Origin of the sequence: Larkinella punicea (genome assembly GCF_003334855.1) — a bacterium.
GTDB classification, from domain to species: Bacteria; Bacteroidota; Bacteroidia; order Cytophagales; family Spirosomataceae; genus Larkinella; species Larkinella punicea.
The window spans coordinates 97,825-115,493 of sequence record NZ_QOWE01000025.1; the positions used below are offsets into that span (position 1 = coordinate 97,825).

11 protein-coding genes are annotated in these 17,669 nt (G+C 53.7%); 3 read left to right on the forward strand and 8 right to left on the reverse strand.

Translation table 11 applies throughout. From position 1 onward, the window contains the following. The first annotated feature begins 3 nt into the window (after positions 1–3). Complete coding sequence (locus DUE52_RS25750) at positions 4–2,445, forward strand: TonB-dependent receptor (RefSeq protein WP_165841037.1); 2,442 nt, start codon at positions 4–6, stop codon at positions 2,443–2,445. 134 nt (positions 2,446–2,579) lie between these two features. On the opposite strand, the gene DUE52_RS25755 is transcribed toward DUE52_RS25750, so the two are convergent. Both DUE52_RS25755 and DUE52_RS25760 read right to left on the reverse strand, forming a co-directional pair. After that, the gene (locus tag DUE52_RS25755; RefSeq protein WP_114408954.1) at positions 2,580–4,202 is read right to left on the reverse strand and encodes an ABC-F family ATP-binding cassette domain-containing protein; all 1,623 of its coding nucleotides are present in this window, start codon (positions 4,200–4,202) and stop codon (positions 2,580–2,582) included. Between the two features lie 220 nt (positions 4,203–4,422). Further along, complete coding sequence (locus DUE52_RS25760; protein WP_114408955.1) at positions 4,423–5,172, reverse strand: head GIN domain-containing protein; 750 nt, start codon at positions 5,170–5,172, stop codon at positions 4,423–4,425. Between the two features lie 254 nt (positions 5,173–5,426). On the opposite strand from DUE52_RS25760, the gene DUE52_RS25770 reads away from it, so the two are divergent. Next, positions 5,427–6,521, forward strand: a complete 1,095-nt coding sequence (locus tag DUE52_RS25770) for a glycoside hydrolase family 130 protein (RefSeq protein ID WP_114408957.1) — start codon at positions 5,427–5,429, stop codon at positions 6,519–6,521. A gap of 65 nt (positions 6,522–6,586) precedes the next feature. Here DUE52_RS25770 and DUE52_RS25775 read toward each other — a convergent pair whose 3' ends face one another. Both DUE52_RS25775 and DUE52_RS25780 read right to left on the reverse strand, forming a co-directional pair. Then, entirely contained in the window at positions 6,587–8,089 is a 1,503-nt protein-coding gene (locus DUE52_RS25775; RefSeq protein WP_114408958.1) for an ATP-binding cassette domain-containing protein, read from the reverse strand. A 160-nt stretch (positions 8,090–8,249) separates the two neighbouring features. Beyond that, a complete protein-coding gene (locus tag DUE52_RS25780) occupies positions 8,250–11,612 on the reverse strand; it encodes a DEAD/DEAH box helicase (RefSeq protein ID WP_114408959.1) in 3,363 nt (1,120 codons plus the stop codon). Between the two features lie 134 nt (positions 11,613–11,746). Between DUE52_RS25780 and DUE52_RS25785 the strand changes: the two genes are divergently transcribed. Next, positions 11,747–13,717 (forward strand): glycoside hydrolase family 127 protein, encoded by a 1,971-nt coding sequence (locus DUE52_RS25785; protein ID WP_114408960.1) that lies wholly within the window; start codon positions 11,747–11,749, stop codon positions 13,715–13,717. Here the strand turns inward: DUE52_RS25785 and DUE52_RS25790 are convergent. From DUE52_RS25790 to DUE52_RS25805, 4 genes are all read right to left on the reverse strand, one after another. Beyond that, positions 13,707–15,029, reverse strand: coding sequence for a sensor histidine kinase (locus DUE52_RS25790; RefSeq protein ID WP_114408961.1), 1,323 nt, complete (start codon positions 15,027–15,029; stop codon positions 13,707–13,709). The genes DUE52_RS25785 and DUE52_RS25790 overlap by 11 nt on opposite strands. Beyond that, positions 15,026–15,697, reverse strand: a complete 672-nt coding sequence (locus tag DUE52_RS25795) for a response regulator transcription factor (protein WP_114408993.1) — start codon at positions 15,695–15,697, stop codon at positions 15,026–15,028. Before DUE52_RS25795 ends, DUE52_RS25790 begins: the two co-directional genes overlap by 4 nt. Before the next feature lie 112 nt (positions 15,698–15,809). Continuing rightward, entirely contained in the window at positions 15,810–16,631 is an 822-nt protein-coding gene (locus DUE52_RS25800; protein ID WP_114408962.1) for a hypothetical protein, read from the reverse strand. Between the two features lie 105 nt (positions 16,632–16,736). Next, positions 16,737–17,651: an NAD(P)/FAD-dependent oxidoreductase gene (locus DUE52_RS25805; RefSeq protein ID WP_114408963.1), complete on the reverse strand. Its 915-nt coding sequence runs from the start codon at positions 17,649–17,651 to the stop codon at positions 16,737–16,739. Positions 17,652–17,669 lie beyond the last annotated feature (18 nt).

Consider the following 17,669-nt stretch of genomic DNA (forward strand, 5'->3'; position numbering starts at 1 on the left):
ACTATGAAGTCTTTTTTTTCCATCCTCTTCCTTCTTATTCCTCTTGCAGCGTCGGCTCAGATCGCTCCAAAAACCATTTGGGGCGTCGTCAAGGATTCCCGCAATGAAGCCATACCGGGTGCGACGGTGAGTTTGTTAAGCGCTTCAGATTCGACCCTGGTGCAGGGTGAAATCACCAACGGCAAGGGTAAATTTGAGCTAAAAAACCTGGCCAATAACCAGTACACCCTGCGTGTTTCAAGTATTGGCAGCAACGACTACCGGAGTGGGTTGCTGACCATCGACGACCAGCACCCGGTGGTTTCGTTGCCGGTGATTATTCTAACGCCCTCAAATACAATACTAAACGAAGTGGTCGTAGTAGCCAAACGGCCTTTGATTGAGCAGGATCTTGACAAAACCGTCGTGAATGTGGATGCGATGGTGAGCAGTGTCGGCAGCAACACGCTGGATGTGCTCGAAAAAACGCCCGGTGTTACGGTCGGCAACGATGGCGAAATTAGCCTGAACGGAAAAGCGGGTGTGCTGGTTTTGATCGACGGGCGGCCAACCTACCTGTCGGGGCCGGATTTGGCATCGTACCTGAAGTCATTGCCCGGCGGTTCGCTGGATAAAATTGAACTGATGACCAACCCGCCCGCCAAATACGATGCGGCTGGGACAAGCATTATTAACATTCGTCTGAAAAAAAACCGAATGCAGGGCTTTGTCGGGGATATTTCCGCCAGTTACAGCCAGGGCGTGACGGCACGAACCAATAATGTGATCAACGTCAATTTCAACCGTAAAAAGATAAACCTGTTTGGTAGTTTGGGATATAGCCGGGATGCTGATTACGCAGATGATTCGTATAACCGAATTCTTTACAATGAAAATTCTTCCATTAACTCCTCGGTCGTTTTGCAGAATAATCTTACGTATACTGTTCCCGGAATCATGACCAGACTGGGCATGGATTATGCCGTTTCGTCCAGAACAACCTACGGGTTTGTTGTTAATTATCAGAATCGCTCCAAGCAGGAGAGGCTCGATTATTTCAGTAAAAACAGTACGGCTAATCCTGTTTTAGACTCGCTTGGAAATGGGTACACCAAGGGTAATTTCAACTGGCGTAATGTGGGAATAAATGCGAATTTTCAGCATAAATTTAATGCGGAGGGTCGGGAACTAACCGCCGATGTTAACTACATTATTCACCAGACAACAGGTGATCAACGACTCACTACGATGGTCAGCAGCGCCGACGAATCGTTTACTAACCGAAGGGATTTTTTGTATGACCTGCCCTCGAAAATCGCCATTTATACGGCCAAAGCTGATTACGTGCATCCCTTCAAAAATAAGGCCGTTGTGGAAGCCGGTTTTAAATCCAGTTTTGTAACCAACGATACGGATTCCCGTTACTATTCCGTTTCAGGCACTACCCAAACGCCGGATTATGGTAAATCCAACCATTTCATCTACCGGGAAACCATCCAGGCGGCTTACCTCAACAGCCGCAAAGAGTGGAAACGGATGGCGGCCCAGCTCGGTTTCCGACTGGAAAATACGGTGGTAAATGGCCGTCAGTTGGGAAATGCGGAGGTAAAAGAAACCGCGTTTGATATAAAGTACATGCGCGTGTTTCCTACGGCTTTTTTACGGTATAAGCTGGATAGTCTGGGTAATAACACCATGACAATGAGCATAGCCCGTCGGATCAATCGCCCGAATTACCAATTGCTGAATCCGTTTTTATTCTACCGGGATGCGTATTCCTATACGGTGGGAAACCCGCTGTTGAAACCGCAATACCATTTTCAATACGAATTGAAGTACCAGCATAAAAATAACTTCGGCATTGCTTTGCAATACAATCATTTTACCGATGTAATTTTCCAGACCACACAAGCCATTGATGGCATTTTTATCATCAGTCCGAACAACGTGGCAAGCGGTCGTATTCTGGCAATGGCAACCAATTTGACCCAATCAATCACAAAATGCTGGACTTTAAATGCCAACTTAACCATTGCCCATATGGCATTAAATGGGGTGGCTTATTCTGAAAAACTTAACCCGAAAATATATCACGCCAGAATGAATCTTGTCAATCAATTGAAATTTGAGAAGGGCTGGAATGGCGAGATCACCGGTTTTTTTGTCACCAAAGATCTGAATGGACAAAGGATAACAGATCCGCGTTATCGAATCAATCTGGCAGTACAAAAGAAGGTTTTAAAAGACAAGGGAAGTGTTCGATTGTTAGCTGAAGATCTGTTTCATTCGTGGAAACAAAAAGACCGAACCGTCAGTCTGAAACAGGCCGATGCGTTTCATACGCAGGCTACCGATACGCGCCGGATTGGGGTGGCCTTTTCGTACCGGTTTGGAAAAGAAACCTTCGCCCGGAAACGCCGGCACAACGACAATGCCGCTGATGCGGAGAAAGGAAGAGTGGATTGAGGGGTAGAGATAGAAACTCGTTGACGCTTTCGGTTCTGCCCCCAACCCCCTGAAGGGGGCTTTTCAATCCGGATGCATAAAGCCCCCTTCAGGGGATTGGGGGGCAGAATCGAAAGCGTCATCAACCGAAAACCCTATTTATAAAGCGCTTCGCGTTGTTCCTTCACATTATCATCAGTGAGGTACTCGTCGTAGGTCATGAGTTTGTCGAGGTGGCCTTTGGGGGCAATTTCGATGATGCGGGTGGCGATGGTTTCGCCGAACTGGTGGTCATGCGAAGTGAACAAAATCGGGCCTTTGAAGTCGATCAGGCCGTTGTTGAGGGCCGTAATGGATTCGAGGTCGAGGTGGTTGGTCGGTTCATCCAGTAACAGTAGGTTGGCTCCCGAAAGCATGACTTTGGAAAGCATACACCGCACTTTTTCGCCCCCGGACAAAACCGTCGATTTTTTCAGCGACTCTTCGCCCGAAAACAGCATCCGGCCCAGAAAACCGCGAATGAAACTTTCGTCTTTTTCCACCGAAAACTGCCGCAGCCAGTCCACCAGATTCAGGTCATTCTGGAAATATTTGTCGCGACCGGTATCATTCGGGAAATACGACGGCGTGATGGTAACACCCCATTTGAACTCACCCGAGTCGGCTTTGCGTTCACCGGCCAGAATATCGAATAGGGCCGTTACGGCCAGACCGTCGCGGCTGAACAGGAATACCTTGTCGCCCTTGCGCATCGAAAACGACAGGTTGGTGAACAGCCGGGCGCCGTCTTCACTCGCATACGTCAGGTTTTCGACGTTCAGAATCTGGTCGCCGGGTTCGCGTTCCGGTTTGAAATTGATGTAGGGATACTTCCGGGACGAAGGCGCAATGTCGTCGAGGGTCAGTTTTTCGAGCAATTTAGCCCGGCTGGTGGCCTGTTTCGACTTGGAAGCATTGGCCGAAAACCGCCGGATAAATTCCTCCAGTTCCTTGCGTTTGTCTTCCGTCCGTTTGTTCTGATCCTGCCGTTGTTTCAGGGCCAGTTGGCTCGATTCATACCAGAACGAATAGTTGCCGGTAAAAAGCCGCACTTTAGAGAAGTCAATATCAACGACTTGCGTACAAACCTGATCCAAAAAGTGGCGGTCGTGGGAAACCACAATCACAGTATTTTTGAAGTTGGCCAGGTAGTTTTCCAGCCAAAGACTCGATTCAACGTCGAGGTTGTTGGTCGGTTCATCCAGCAGCAGAATGTCCGGGTTGCCAAACAGCGCCTGGGCCAGCAGCACCCGCACTTTTTCGGAACCGTTCAGATCGGCCATCTGGCTGTAGTGAAGGTCTTCTTTGATGCCCAAACCGCTCAGCAGCGAAGCCGCGTCCGACTCAGCATCCCAGCCGTTCATTTCCGCAAATTCGCCTTCTAGGTTGGCCGCCCGCTCGCCATCAGCATCCGTAAAGTCGGTTTTGGCATATAGGGCGTCTTTTTCCTGCATGATGTCATACAGGCGTTTGTTGCCCATGATGACGGTTTGCAAAACCGGAAAGTCATCGTAGGCAAACTGGTTCTGGTTCAACACCGACAGCCTTTCGCCCGGCGTGATGACGACAGAACCCGTCTGGGGTTCGATTTCGCCCGACAGGATTTTCAAAAACGTTGATTTGCCCGCTCCGTTGGCGCCGATCACCCCGTAGCAGTTGCCCGCGGTGAATTTTATGTTGACGTCGTCGAATAAAACCCGCTTGCCGTAGCGGAGTGAGACGTTTTGTACTGAAATCATTCGATTGCTCTCCTTGTTGAAATGAAGGTGCAAAGGTACGGAAATTTGCCTTTTTTTGCCATTTTACCAGCAAATGAATCTCAAAATGCCGCGAAAACCCCGACAGCGGCCAGCGGCCCTGTCAGCGGTTTTCGCTTTTTTCAAAATTACGTGATCAAGTAGTGTGTATAGTTGGGGAGGCTTTTAATTGCTGACAGGGCCGTTGGCCACTGTCAGGGTTTTAGTATTTCTCTATTTTGCTGGCACCACTGGCATTCTGGTTGATGTTGGCCGGATTGCCTTTGTACCGGATTTTGCTGGCCCCACTGGCTTCTGCCGTTAGCGACTGGGTGGCGGTAATGTCGGCGTGGCTGGCCCCCGTCGATTTCACGTTTACGGACTTGGCCGCGTAGTCGAAGGCTTCGACGTGGGAGCCGCCGGATGCATCGACGGTGAGCTGATTGATCAAACTGGTGATGGAATCATCTCCGCCCGTCGTAATTTTGGACTCGATCAGTTGCAGCTTTGAGCCGCCGGACACCACTGCATTCGTGCGGGTGGCGATCACTTCCCAGCTTCCGTGCGCACCGCCGGAGAGCTCGATGTCCAGGTCGGTCAGATTCGCAAAACCTTTCACTTTCGCATGGACTCCGCCCGAGAAGTTGGCACCCCGCAGGTTCGGCATGGTTATCGTAAACGCAGTAGTATATTTCCGGCTTTTGTTGGTGCGGTAACCGGCGAAAAGGGTGCCGTTGCGGACCTCCACATCCAGATCATCCAGGTTGCGCTGGTCGCCTTTGGCCATGATCTTAAAACCCGGACCGTTCTCCAGCGTAACCTCAAAACCGCTGCCCATTTCCAGGCGGTCGAAACCTGTCAGCAAAAAAGCTTTCTCGCCTTCCTGAAGCGGGCCGATGTCTTCGCGGTTACACCCGGACAGAACGCTGGCGAAAATTGCCAATAGCGTTGCAAATAAAAAAAATCGTTTCATTGGTCGTTGTTGTTTATGTCACTCAAAATTGGCGTGAATCGGTTTGCGGTTCAAGTTATAGTTGGATCAACTGCGTTTTTTATAACCTGAACCGGCTGATTGCGGTTGTTAACCTAAATTCCCGTATGTTGGGATTGAATTTTTGGATGGGAACGCAGATTGAGCGGATTAAACGGATTTTCACCGATTAAAATCCGTTTTGATCCGTCCAATCCGCTAAATCCGTGTTCCTATCATTAATTTCGCAATTCCTCATGTTATATCGATCTTTTTTATCGCTTGTTGTCCTTGTAATCCACGTCGCGTCCTACGCCCAGTCGCCCTATAAACCGTGGATGATTGGTGAATTCACGAAGCAACATGCCGCCAACCCGGTTTTGGATGCCCAAAAAAACACCACCTTTGATTGTCCGTTGCGGGGCGAAACCGTACACTGGGAGGAAAAGGATGTCTTTAACCCGGCGGTAGTGGTTCGTAAAGGCAAAATCTGCATGATCTACCGGGCCGAAGATACCGTTGGAAAACACGCCGGAACCTCGCGGCTGGGGCTGGCGACCAGCACCGACGGCATCCATTTCAAGCGACGGCCCAAACCTGTTTTCTACCCGGACAACGACCCCATGAAGGTGTACGAGTGGGAGGGCGGCTGCGAAGATCCGCGGATTGTGGAAAGCCCGAACCGGGTGTATGTCATGACCTATACGGCTTACGACGGCGACAAGGCCCGGCTTTGCGTGGCCACCTCCAGAAACCTGATCAACTGGAAAAAACAGGGGCTGGCGTTCGATGATTTAAAATACCGCAACGAATGGTCGAAGTCGGGTTCGATTGTGTGCAAACGCATTGGGAGTCGGTTGGTGGCCGAGAAAATCAACGGGAAATACTGGATGTACTGGGGTGATCAGCCGCAACTGTATTGCGCATCGTCGCCCGACCTCATTCACTGGACGCCCGTCGAAACCACCAACGGCAAGCTGTTTGCGGTGGCCGAACGGCGGAAAGACAAGCACGATTACCGCCTGCTGGAACCCGGCCCACCCGCCCTGTTGACCGCCAATGGTATTGTGTTGCTGTACAACGGCATGAACCACGGGAAAGACGGCGACCGGGATTTGCCGGACGGAACCTACGCGGCTGGTCAGTTGCTGTTCGATGCGAGCGAGCCCACCAAACTCATCGACCGCTCCGAAACGTATTTCCTGAAACCGGATCAACCCTACGAAATGGTCGGCCAGATCAACCACGTTTGTTTTATCGAAGGATTAGTCCCCTACAAAGGCCAGTGGTTTCTATATTACGGCACCGCCGATTCCAAAATTGCCGTTGCCACCGCCCCCGAAAAACCCTGAAACACGCCCACACACCAGCCCAAGGGGCTGACATCATTAGCCCCGGATAAAAGCCGGGGGGGCTATTACAGACGATCAATTAGGCCTTTCCCACCATCCAGCCGCAGCACCTTCGTCACGCAGGTCGGAATTTCCTCGGCGTAGTGCGACACATACAGCAGCGTCCGTTCCGGCGACTGGCACAGTTCATCGACTAAATCCCGGAACCGGGCGATGTGAGCCGGATCGAGGTTCTGGCAGGGTTCGTCCAGCACGAGTAGGGGCGGGTTTTTCACCAGGGCGCGGGCCAGCAACACCCAGCGTTGTTCGCCCGTCGAGAGTTGCGCCAGCCGCTTGTCGCGCAGGGGCTGGATGCGCAGCAAGTCCAGCATAAATTCTACCTGTTCATTTTGGTCCGGGGTCAATTTGCGAAAAAGTCCCGCCGTGTCGAACAGGCCCGAAGCCACCACTTTCCAGACCGATTGCTCGCGGGGAAAATACAGGTGGAGTTCCGGCGACACGAAACCAATGTTGCGTTTGATATCCCAGATGCTTTCGCCGGTGCCGCGTTTTCGGTCAAACAGTTCATAGTCATTGCGGTAGCTCTGCGGGTTGTCGGCCGTAATCAAACTCAACAAGGTCGATTTTCCCGAACCGTTTGGCCCCAAAACCGCCCATTTTTCACCCCGCTGAACGTCCCAGTTGATGGTGTCCAATACCACTTTCTCGCCGTAACTCACCGTAACATTCCGCATCCTGATTGCATTCGTGAACGAAATGGCGGAGGTATTCAGCCAGCGGGGGAGGAGAGTCGGATCGGTCAGGGTTTCGGGGGCGGATTCGGGCAGTGCGGGCATGTCTGATTTTGGTCCCTGCCAACTGATTTGGCCGTCTGTCAATTCAGCAACGTGCGTGATGCAATCCGGAATTTCGCGGGGTGTCGTCACCAGTACCAGCGTCGTTCCTTCGGCGGCAATCCGGTTCAAAATTCCGTGCAGCCGTTCGCGGCTGCCCACGTCCAGACCGCCGAACGGGTTGTCGAGTAGCAGAATTTCGGGACGGCGCAGGAGCGAGCGGGCCAGCAGCGTCCGGCGGGTTTCACCGTTGGAAAGGGAGGTAAGGTGCCGATCCAGCAAGTGTGTAATATGCACCCAGTCAGCCACTTCGGCCAGCCATTGTTCCGAAAAAGCCGGTGGTGGCAATTCGATCGAATTCTCATTGACGGTTCCAGTGGGCTTGATCCGGTGTTGCAAAACTTCCCAAACCGTCGGCGATTCTTCCGCCGAATCGGCGTTGAACCGCTGTTGGTAATACCGCGCCGACGAAGCCACCTGCCGGTCGAAACGGTAATCATTCGCTACCTGCTCGACCACTTCCCGCAAAACACCAACCGGGTGAGCGTACGCGCCACTCGCCACGGGCAACCGCCCGCTCAGGGCATCGAGAAACGAGCTTTTTCCCGAACTCGTCGGCCCCAGAATCGCCCAATGTTCACCGGGTTTCAGGGTCCAGTTCAGGTTCTGTAAAACAAGGCCGGTGGGTCGGCGAATGGTGGCATTTTGTAAAGAAAGTAACGGACTGATAGACATTTCAATGGAATTAACGAAAATAGGACTTATGTCTGATAATATTTTACACTTTCGCTTGTTGCCCCGTTCCCCTAAAGGGGACTTTTAGCATCCGGAGGTTTCCGCGTCCAAGTCCCCTTTAGGGGAACGGGGCAACAAGCGAAAGTCCTAGATAAAAAAATCAATGCAGTAAACTCAGCAAATCCGTTCGATTCAGTGATTTTAGAATGGATGAGTCGGTTTTGATGAGGTGATCGGCCAGGTCTTTTTTGGATGCCTGAAGCTGAAGGATTTTGTCTTCAATAGTATCTGGGCAGATCAGACGAACGGCCACCACGTTTTTCTTCTGACCCATGCGGTAACTCCGGTCGATGGCCTGGTTTTCCACCGCCGGGTTCCACCACGGATCGACCAGATAAACGTAGTCGGCCTGGGTTAAATTGAGGCCCGTTCCGCCCGCTTTCAGGCTAATCAGAAACACCCGGACGGTTTCGTCGGTTTGAAACCGGTTGACGCAGGCTTCCCGGTTGGTGGTTTGGCCGGTGAGGTATTCGAAGCCGATCTGTCTGGTTTCCAATTCATTCCGGATCAGGTCGAGCATGGTGACGAACTGCGAGAAAACCAGAATTTTGTGCTGCGGTGACTTGTTTTCAATCTGCTCAATCAGCATGTCAATCTTGGCCGACGCGTCGCCATAAAATTCATCGTCGTTGAGCAAAACCGGCGAGTTGCAAATCTGCCGCAGTTTGGTGAGTCCCTGCAACACGTGCAGGCGCTCCCGGGGTAGGTCGCCGTCCTGCGTCGTCAGCAGAAAACTGCGGAACTCACGTTCGTAAGCGTCATAAACTTTCCGTTGTTCCGGCCCCATTTCGCAGTGCAGAATCATCTCGGTCTTGTCGGGTAATTCGGTGGCCACCTGCGCTTTGGTTCGGCGCAGAATGAACGGACTGATTTTCTGCTGAAGTTCGCGGGCGCGTTTCCGGTCATCGAATTTGTCGATGGGCGTGGAATAATGCGCCCGAAAATAGTGGTAATTGCCCAACAAACCCGGACAGGCAAACGAAAGTTGCCCAAACAGATCGAAGGTATGGTTTTCAATGGGCGTTCCGGTCAGGACAAAACGGGTGCGCGATTGCAACCGCATAACCGCCTGATACCGTTGTGATTCCGGGTTTTTGATGGCCTGAGACTCGTCCAGTACGATGCAATTGAACGCATGGTCTTTTAGAAACCGGATGTCTGACAACAGCGTGCCGTAGGAGGTCAGGATGATGTCGTACTGGTCGATGTCTTTCTTCTTCAGGTTGCGGTTGTTTCCGTAGAGCGTGTACAGCCGCAGCGAAGGCGCAAACTTCGCTGCCTCAGCCTGCCAGTTGAACAGGAGGGAAGTCGGCACCACGATCAGGTTGGCCCGGGTGCGGTTTTTGGCTTTCTGCACCAGTAAAAAAGCAAGAATCTGGAGCGTTTTTCCGAGGCCCATATCGTCGGCCAGGCAGCCGCCAAAACCCAGTTCATCCAGAAAATTGAGCCAGAACACGCCTTCTTTCTGGTAATCCCGGAGCGTAGCCTGTAGCTCGGCGGGGATGGCAACGGGCGGAATGGACTGGGAGTCGGCGAATTGGGTGGCCAGCTTCTTGATTTCGTCCGAAACCCCGCTGCTGAGTTGCCCGTCGTCGTACACCTTGCGCAAGTCCGAAAAACGAATCCGGGGCGTCCGAATATGATCATCCACTACCTCACCCGCCTGAAAATAGGCCGAAAACCGCTCGAGCCATTCGGTAGGCAACAGCCCCTGCGTTCCGTCGTCGAGCGGCACAAACCGGCTCTTGTTTTTGATCGCTTTGTGAAGGTGTTTCAGAGAAACCTGCTGCTTGCCATACGACAGCCCCAGTTGTGTTTCGAACCAGTTCAGGCCGCTGTTGACCACCACCGATACCTTGGCCTTGTGGGGATTCAGGCGGTTGTTTTTCAGGGAATTGAAACCGAGAACCCGGATTTTCTGGCTGTTCCAGGCGTCGAAAGCATCCAGAAACCAGTTTTCATCCAGCACCTGGGTTTTGTGTAAATAAAATTCATGTCGGTCGAGCTGGTTCTGAAAATCAGGGTGTTGGCTGGCAATCGCCATCGTGAACTGAATTTCCGCTTCGTCGTCGCGCTCCACCGTGAACGGTTTTCCCTGGCTGTCGACTGAATAAATCTGTTTTTTGGACAATACCGGCACCTCAACGGTTCCGTATTTCATCACCGGCGTCAGAATGACGTAATCTTCGGAGTCGGCCAGATACAGGAGGTGTTCGCGTTCCAGATTAAAGCCGTTTTCTTCGAGCTGCGCGGGCGTCGCCGGTTGCAGATACGAATAGGTAATCCGAATCTGATTTTCCAGTTTAGCCAAAACCGCTTCCTGAAACTCGCTGTACTTCGACTGGTGCAGAACGATTCGGGTGCTTTTCTTGCTAAAAAACTCAATAACCCGCAGATAATCAGGATTATCGATGAGGTGTAGCGTGTTGTGCAGCAGAATGAAGTAGTCGTATTTAAGAACGAGTTTATGGAGTTCCTGCGTGGTGCCCTCCATCACGAGCGAACCCCGGAGTTCGTAAAACTGGTCGACCTGACGAACCCACAACCGCAGGTCGCCCATCAGAATTTTGAGCTTTACCGGGATGAGCGACTGGGAAGAAATGTTTTCAGAAACGCTGATCGCATGGTAATAAAAAGCCAGTTTTCCGGGGTTTTCGGCCACAAACCGCAATGCTTCCAGGTCGGATTCGGTCTTTTTGCTGCGGTGGGTATGCTGAAATCGGGCGAGCGCCGAATAGAATTTTAATTCATTCAGTTGCTCCATCCGGTTGATCGCTTCCAGCGGCTGTACCGGGGTGAGCGGATTTTTTACGTTCCCTTCCCGCGTCGTTGGCGCGTCGAACAGTTCCAGCCCGAAATGATCGGAATACCGGTGTTTCGTAAAGACGATAATTCGCTGCAACTTCGACGCCGTTTCCTCCAAAACCGGTTCCGGCCGACCCGGTTTTGGTACCAGGGTCGACACCAGCAACGCTTTGTCGGCCTGATTGAATCGCAGCAATTCCGGTCGTTTGGGTTTGACCGTCAAGGCTTTATTCTCGAAGTCTACCTGGAAAAACGCATCCAGTTGGCTCTCATTCTCCAGACCGTAGTCTCTGGCGACCGGTTTGATGGCTTCATACCGCAGGACCTGATCAAAAAAGACGCGGAATTCCTTTCGTCTGACAATCGCCGATAAAACCTGAACCTGATGTTCACACAATCGGTCTTTCGGAGCCGGACACGAACAGGCAATCCGGAGCGCTTTTTCCGACTGACTGACGACTACTTCCGTACGCTGAATGTCCCGGGACGGAATGACAAAGGTGCCCTGATCGACGGCTAGTTCGATTGCCATAACGTCGGTGTAACTCCCCGTGGAAAAGGCGACTGCGGAACTGTGTTTGAAGAGGATTCCGTCGGTTAACGTCGGGATCGTCACCGTTTCCAGACAATACGCAGAGGGAGCCGAAAGGTTGAGCATGGGTGACCGACGAAGGTTGTTGGGTAGACTGTTCCGCAATTTACGCCATTAGCCGCGCTTGCCATAGAAATAATCCGTTTCAAGTTCTATTTTTGAGCATCCCTTCACGGTATTCCTAAGCCTTTCTGAACCCCATGATCACCCGATTTCGATTTCTTGCTACGGTTTTGACCATGATGACAAGTCTGATCGCCGATGCGCAAATACCGGTCAAACGCTTCGAACCCGTCAGTTTTTCGCAGGTCAACATCACCGACCGGTTCTGGCGTCCGAAGCTCGATAAAGTCGCTACGGCCACCTTGCAGGCCTGTATTTTTCAGACCGAAGAAAAGACGGGCCGCATCCGGAATTTTGAGAAAGTGCAGCGTGGAAAGCACGAAAAACACGAAGGCGTGTACTACGATGACAGCGATGTCTACAAAGCCCTGGAAGCCATTGCCTATTCGCTGAAAAACCGCCCCGACGCCGAACTCGAAAAGAAAGCCGATGAGTGGATCGACAAGATTGCAGCCGCCCAACAGCCTGACGGATATCTCAATACGTACTATTCTCTGGTCGGTTTAGACCAGCGCTGGACCGATATGGAAAAGCACGAAGACTACTGCGCGGGCCACCTCATCGAAGCCGCCGTGGCCTATTACAACACCACCGGAAAACGGAAATTGCTGGACGTCGCCATTCGTTTTGCCGACCACCTCGACGTGACCTTCCGGCAACCCAACCGCCACTGGGTGAGCGGACATCAGGAAATCGAACTGGCGTTGATGAAGTTGTATCACCTGACGAAAAATGACCGGTATCTGAAACTGGCCGACTGGTTTCTGGATCAGCGCGGGCGGGGCTTCGGCGTCGGCAAGATCTGGGATCAGTGGAAGACGCCGGAGTACTGCCAGGATGCCATACCCGTAAAGAATCAGAAGGAGATTACCGGACACGCGGTTCGCGCGATGTACCTTTACACGGGAGCCGCCGATGTAGCAGCCACCACCGGTGACGCGGGCTACATGAACGCCATGAAAACCGTCTGGGAAGATGTTGTGTACCGCAATATGTACATCACGGGCGGCATTGGCTCGTCGGGTCAAAATGAAGGCTTTTCGCTGGATTATGACTTGCCCAACGAAACGGCGTATTGCGAAACCTGCGCGTCGGTCGGGATGGTTTTCTGGAACCAGCGGATGAACCTGCTCACCGGCGAAGCCAAATACATCGACGTGCTGGAACGGAGTCTGTACAACGGCGCGCTTGATGGCCTGAGCCTGAGTGGTGACCGGTTTTTCTACGGTAATCCGCTGGCTTCTAACGGCAATACGGCCCGGAGTGCCTGGTTTGGAACGGCCTGCTGTCCGTCGAACATTGCCCGGCTGGTGGCGTCGCTCGGCGACTATATTTATGGCAAAAACGATTCTGGGCTTTGGGTCAATCTGTACATTGGTAGCAACACGACGGTGAAAATCGGCAAAACCGACGTTCCGGTTCAAATGGAGACGAATTATCCGTGGGACGGTAGTGTGAAACTAACCGTGACGCCGGCCAAAAAGACGCCTTACGCCCTGCATCTGCGGATTCCGGGCTGGGTTAGCAACGTGCCGGTGCCGGGTGATCTCTACCGGTTTCAGGAGGAGAGCCAGGCTAAAATATCGGTGAATCTGAATGGAAAACCGGTCGATTACCGGGAAGAAAACGGCTACGTGGTGGTGAACCGGACGTGGCAGAAAGGCGATGTGATCGAGTTAATCCTGCCGATGGACGTGAAACGGGTGTTCGCTAAAAAAGAACTGGTGGCCGCCAATGACCGGGTGGCCATACAGCGCGGGCCGTTGGTCTATTGCGTGGAAGGGGCCGATAACAACGGCCAGGCCTGGAACCTGTTGGTGCCTGATCAAACGACGTTTACGACCCAGGCTTATCAGGTGAGCACGGAGCCGGTGGTGGCGATTCAGGCCGAGGTGCCGGTGGTGGGGCCGTCGGCGGATGGTGCGAGTGTGGTGACGGAGAAGAAGAAAATTACGGCCATTCCGTATTACGTCTGGGCCAATCGCGGCAAAAGCCCGATGCAGGTCTGGCTGCCGACCAAAGCCAAACGGGTGAAGATCACCGACTAAAGGTTGATGAATCCGGGTTCGAAACCGGCAAACTCAACTCGCTGGTAAAGGTGTGGGATTTCCAGTCCAGATGCAGGGTTCCGCCCAGGAGCGTAGTTAGCCGGTGCGTAATCCAAAGTCCCAGACCGTGGCCTTCTTTGAACGGATCGGCCCGGTAGTAGGCTTGTCGCAAATCGAGCGTCGGGCCACTCTCGCGAATTGTCTGGTTTTCAATCCGAACCCGCCACTGCCCGGATTTTTGGAGCCGGATGGTGACCACGCTATCCGACACTGCGTATTTGACGGCATTTTCGATCAGATTCAACAGGATGTGTTCCAGTTTGAGGGCATCCGTTTGCAGAATGACGTCGGAGAAGCCGGAGCGGTCGAAAACCGCCGTGACGCCATACTCGGCCGTCAGCGAGGCCAGTTGCCGCAGGCAGTTGTCCAGTAATTCCGGAAGATCGATGGCGGAAAGCTTGAGAACCGGCGCGATGGTGTCGGGCTGGCTCAGCGTCAGAAACTCGTTGATCAGGCGCGTCAGTCGGCTCACTTCTTCCAGTTGACCGCTCAAAAAAGTCGCGGTTCCGGCGTCGAGCTGACCCTGTTTCAGGGTGACCTGCAAACCGGTTTTCATCACCGTCAGGGGCGTGCGGAGTTCGTGCGCGGCTGCCCCGAAAAAATGCCGCTGTCCCTCGACGCTTTCCCGGATTCGGGCCAGCATCCGGTTTAAGGTCGACGTGAGATGATAGAGTTCATCGCGGGTTTTGGGTAATTCGATCGGGTCAATGGCGCTCGTGTTATTGATCGCATCGACTTGGTTTACAATGCGTTGAATGGGCCGCAGGAGCCAGCCCGCTACGCCATACCCCGCTCCGAACGCCAGGATCAGACTGAGCATCCAGCTTAGTCCGAACACCCACCGAAGACGTCCGATGTCCTGCCGCAAGTTTTCGTCCGGCACCGCCAGCGTCAGTTGAAGCTGCCCGTCGGGCGTTTGAACGGGTGTGCCCTCGACAGTGATGGATCGGTGGGAGGTCCGGTTTGAAAGGCGGCTGGTTTCGCCCGGAAAACCGGGGCTGCGGAACAACTCGCGACGCTGGCCGTAGCTACGGTAAACCACCCGCATTCGCTCCGTTTCGGTGGGCAACGGAATCACGACGGGGTCGACACTGACGAGGGCCAGGAGCCAGGCCGCCCGGGTTTGGGTGGCGCGATCGAAAGCCCGTTGCAAACCGGCTTCGGCGCGGGTGAGCATGAGGTATCCCGCGGCTCCACTGATGAGGGCAAAAACCGCCAGCACGGCCAGCACGATCCGGCTGCGCAAGCTCATGGCGTTTTGAGTCGATAGCCCCGGCCCACCTGCGTTTCGATCAGCCCCGCTATCCCGCTCGCGTCCAGCTTTTTCCGCAGTTGGTAAATGTGTACTTCAATCACGTTGCTGCCCATATCGTAGTCGGCCGACCAAACTTTTTCGGCGATTTCGTTTTTGGTAATCAGTTGCCCGGCCCGGCGCAGCAGCAGTTCCAGCAGGGCGAATTCGCGGTTGGTCAGGTTCAGGCTGCTTCCGTCTTTGATAACTTCGTGCGAAATAAGCCGCATTTCCAGATCAGCCACCCGCAACACCACATTGTCGCTGGTGGTCGTCCGGCGTTGCAGAATGCGGATTCGGGCCAGCAACTCGTCAAAATCGAACGGTTTGCGGAGGTAATCCACCGCGCCCAGGTCCAGGCCTTGCACCACCGTAGCCGGATCACTCAGGGCCGACAGGATCATCACCGGCACGGTTAACCCAAAAGCCCGGAGGTTTTTCAGGACCTCAAAACCGGTTTGACCCGGCAACATCAGATCGAGCAGCACCAGGTCGTACAGACCACCGGCCAACTGGTCGAGTCCTTCGGAACCGGAGTGCGTGAGGTCGGCGACGTGGCCGTTCTGTTCCAGGCCCTGTTTGATAAACCGGCCCAGTTTGCGCTCGTCTTCGATAACCAGAATTTTCATGAAAACGCAGAAATGCAGAGGAAGTTGGTAGCGGCTAAAAGTAGGAGAGATTCGAACCAAAACAAAACCGCCCCGGCCTTTCCTTAAGCCGGAGCGGTTTTGAAAACGGGCCTTACCGAACCAGATACTGCTGGCCATTGATGGTCAACACCGAAGCGCGGAGAATGGTCGCTTTTTCGAGTTGCACCTGTCCCTCGTGCGGAATTTTGGCAAAACCCTGCACCGTAATCGTGCTGCCTTTGGTCGCCAGATTCGACAGTTGAGCGACTACGTTCGACGGAATGCGAACAATCGTTTTCGAATCCCCCGGGGTGGATAAAATCAACCCGTTGACGCGTCCTTCACGGTCGAGCTGGTAATCCGCGATTTTCCCGGTAACGGTACTCATCGTCGGCGGGGCGGGTGGGGTGGGCAATACCGTCGGCGGGGCGTCGGTCACTGTCGTCTTCCCCGCCGTCAGGCTCGTCATCCGGAAGTTGACTTCACCCCTGTGGCTGGTTTCAGTAAAACCGGTGACACTGACGTTGCTACCGGCTTTAACCGCCTGCTGAACCGACTGGCCGAGGTGCGCCGGAAATTTCACCGTGGTGACAGTTCCGGACGCATTTTTAAGTGTAAAACCGTTTAAAATAAAATCGTCATTGCCCGTCAACTGGCCGACGGTTCCGGTCACCGTGGTCAGTGCCGTTAGCCCTTCCCGCCGTCCCAGTGGCCCACGGGCTTCCCGACGGTCGGGTCTGTGGCCGGGGTGCCGACCGGGTCCACCGGGCCTTTCCGGTCGTGGCTGATCGAAGGCGGGTGGCGGCAAACCGGGCGTCAGGGTGGTTACTTCAGGGCCGTTGGGCTGATCCGGAGCGGTTTGGGCGTACAGATGGGGAGCCAGCAGGCTGCCCGTGAGCAGGAGGCCGGTCAGTAATGTTGCGTTGGTTTTCATTCGTAGTTGTTCTTTACTGGTGATTACGGTAGCAAAACTAACGACGCGCTCTAAGGCCAAGCTGAACCTGAAATTAATTTTTCTTCATACCGCAAACGAGCCAACTCAGAATTCTTCCTCCATCAGTTCCCGCGTGATCATCACAGCCGCCCGCTGCCCGTTGGTGGCAGCCACCAGCACCTGCCGCATCATCGTGTGGTTATCGCCGGCGGCAAACACGCCCATCACGCTGGTCTTGCCAAATTCATCGACTTTGATGAAGCCCATCTCATCCATTTCACAGCCCAATTGCCGCGCCAGATCGTTCGACTGCTGCATCGCCGGGCGCGCATACAGGGCCTGGAGGGGTTGGGTCGACTGGTCGGCCAGTTCGAGAGCAATCAGATGTCCGTCCTGGTGTTGCAGAGCCACCAGCGGGGTTTCGACAATCGGAATGGCGTGTTGGTATAGTTTGGCGGTTTGTTCCGGGGTCAGGGTGGATGGGCCGTTGGTGAACAAGGTCAGGCCGGGATTCCAGTGGTGGATCAATTTCGTCAATCCGAACCCATCATCGCCATTGCCCAGTACCCCGACAACCTGGTCTTTCACCTCGTAGCCGTGGCAAAACGGGCAGTGCAAAACCGAAATGCCCCAGCATTCGGCAAACCCGGGCAGGTCAGGCAGGATGTCGGTTAAACCGGTCGCCAGAATAAGCCGTTTGGCCGTAAATACTTCGCCTTCGTTCGTCCGCACCTGAAACGAAGAATCCAGTGGCTGAGCGGTTGTAACCGTTGTGTCCCGCAGGCTGACGGTCGGGTAGGCAAGGGCTTGCTGCCGGGCTATTCGCGTCAGTTCGGCAGGGGTTTCGCCGTCGCGGGTCAGGAAACTGTGGGAGTAGGGCGTCTGCCGGTTGGCGGGCTGGCCGCTATCGAGTACCAGGACTGTCCACAAGGAACGGCCCAAGACGAGGGCCGCGCTTAGTCCGGCGTAACTGCCACCGATGATGATGACGTCGTAGGAGGGAGTTGATGGTTTGTTCATAATGGTTCTTCTGATATA

Bases quoted from the DNA above. Each gene is read 5' to 3' on its own strand.
- DUE52_RS25775 (WP_114408958.1), bottom strand. From the start codon at position 8,089: ATGTCTATCAGTCCGTTACTTTCTTTACAAAATGCCACCATTCGCCGA.
- DUE52_RS25750 (WP_165841037.1), top strand. From the start codon at position 4: ATGAAGTCTTTTTTTTCCATCCTCTTCCTTCTTATTCCTCTTGCAGCG.
- DUE52_RS25760 (WP_114408955.1), bottom strand. From the start codon at position 5,172: ATGAAACGATTTTTTTTATTTGCAACGCTATTGGCAATTTTCGCCAGC.
- DUE52_RS25785 (WP_114408960.1), top strand. From the start codon at position 11,747: ATGATCACCCGATTTCGATTTCTTGCTACGGTTTTGACCATGATGACA.
- DUE52_RS25790 (WP_114408961.1), bottom strand. From the start codon at position 15,029: ATGAGCTTGCGCAGCCGGATCGTGCTGGCCGTGCTGGCGGTTTTTGCC.
- DUE52_RS25795 (WP_114408993.1), bottom strand. From the start codon at position 15,697: ATGAAAATTCTGGTTATCGAAGACGAGCGCAAACTGGGCCGGTTTATC.
- DUE52_RS25780 (WP_114408959.1), bottom strand. From the start codon at position 11,612: ATGCTCAACCTTTCGGCTCCCTCTGCGTATTGTCTGGAAACGGTGACG.
- DUE52_RS25770 (WP_114408957.1), top strand. From the start codon at position 5,427: ATGTTATATCGATCTTTTTTATCGCTTGTTGTCCTTGTAATCCACGTC.
- DUE52_RS25805 (WP_114408963.1), bottom strand. From the start codon at position 17,651: ATGAACAAACCATCAACTCCCTCCTACGACGTCATCATCATCGGTGGC.
- DUE52_RS25800 (WP_114408962.1), bottom strand. From the start codon at position 16,631: ATGAAAACCAACGCAACATTACTGACCGGCCTCCTGCTCACGGGCAGC.
- DUE52_RS25755 (WP_114408954.1), bottom strand. From the start codon at position 4,202: ATGATTTCAGTACAAAACGTCTCACTCCGCTACGGCAAGCGGGTTTTA.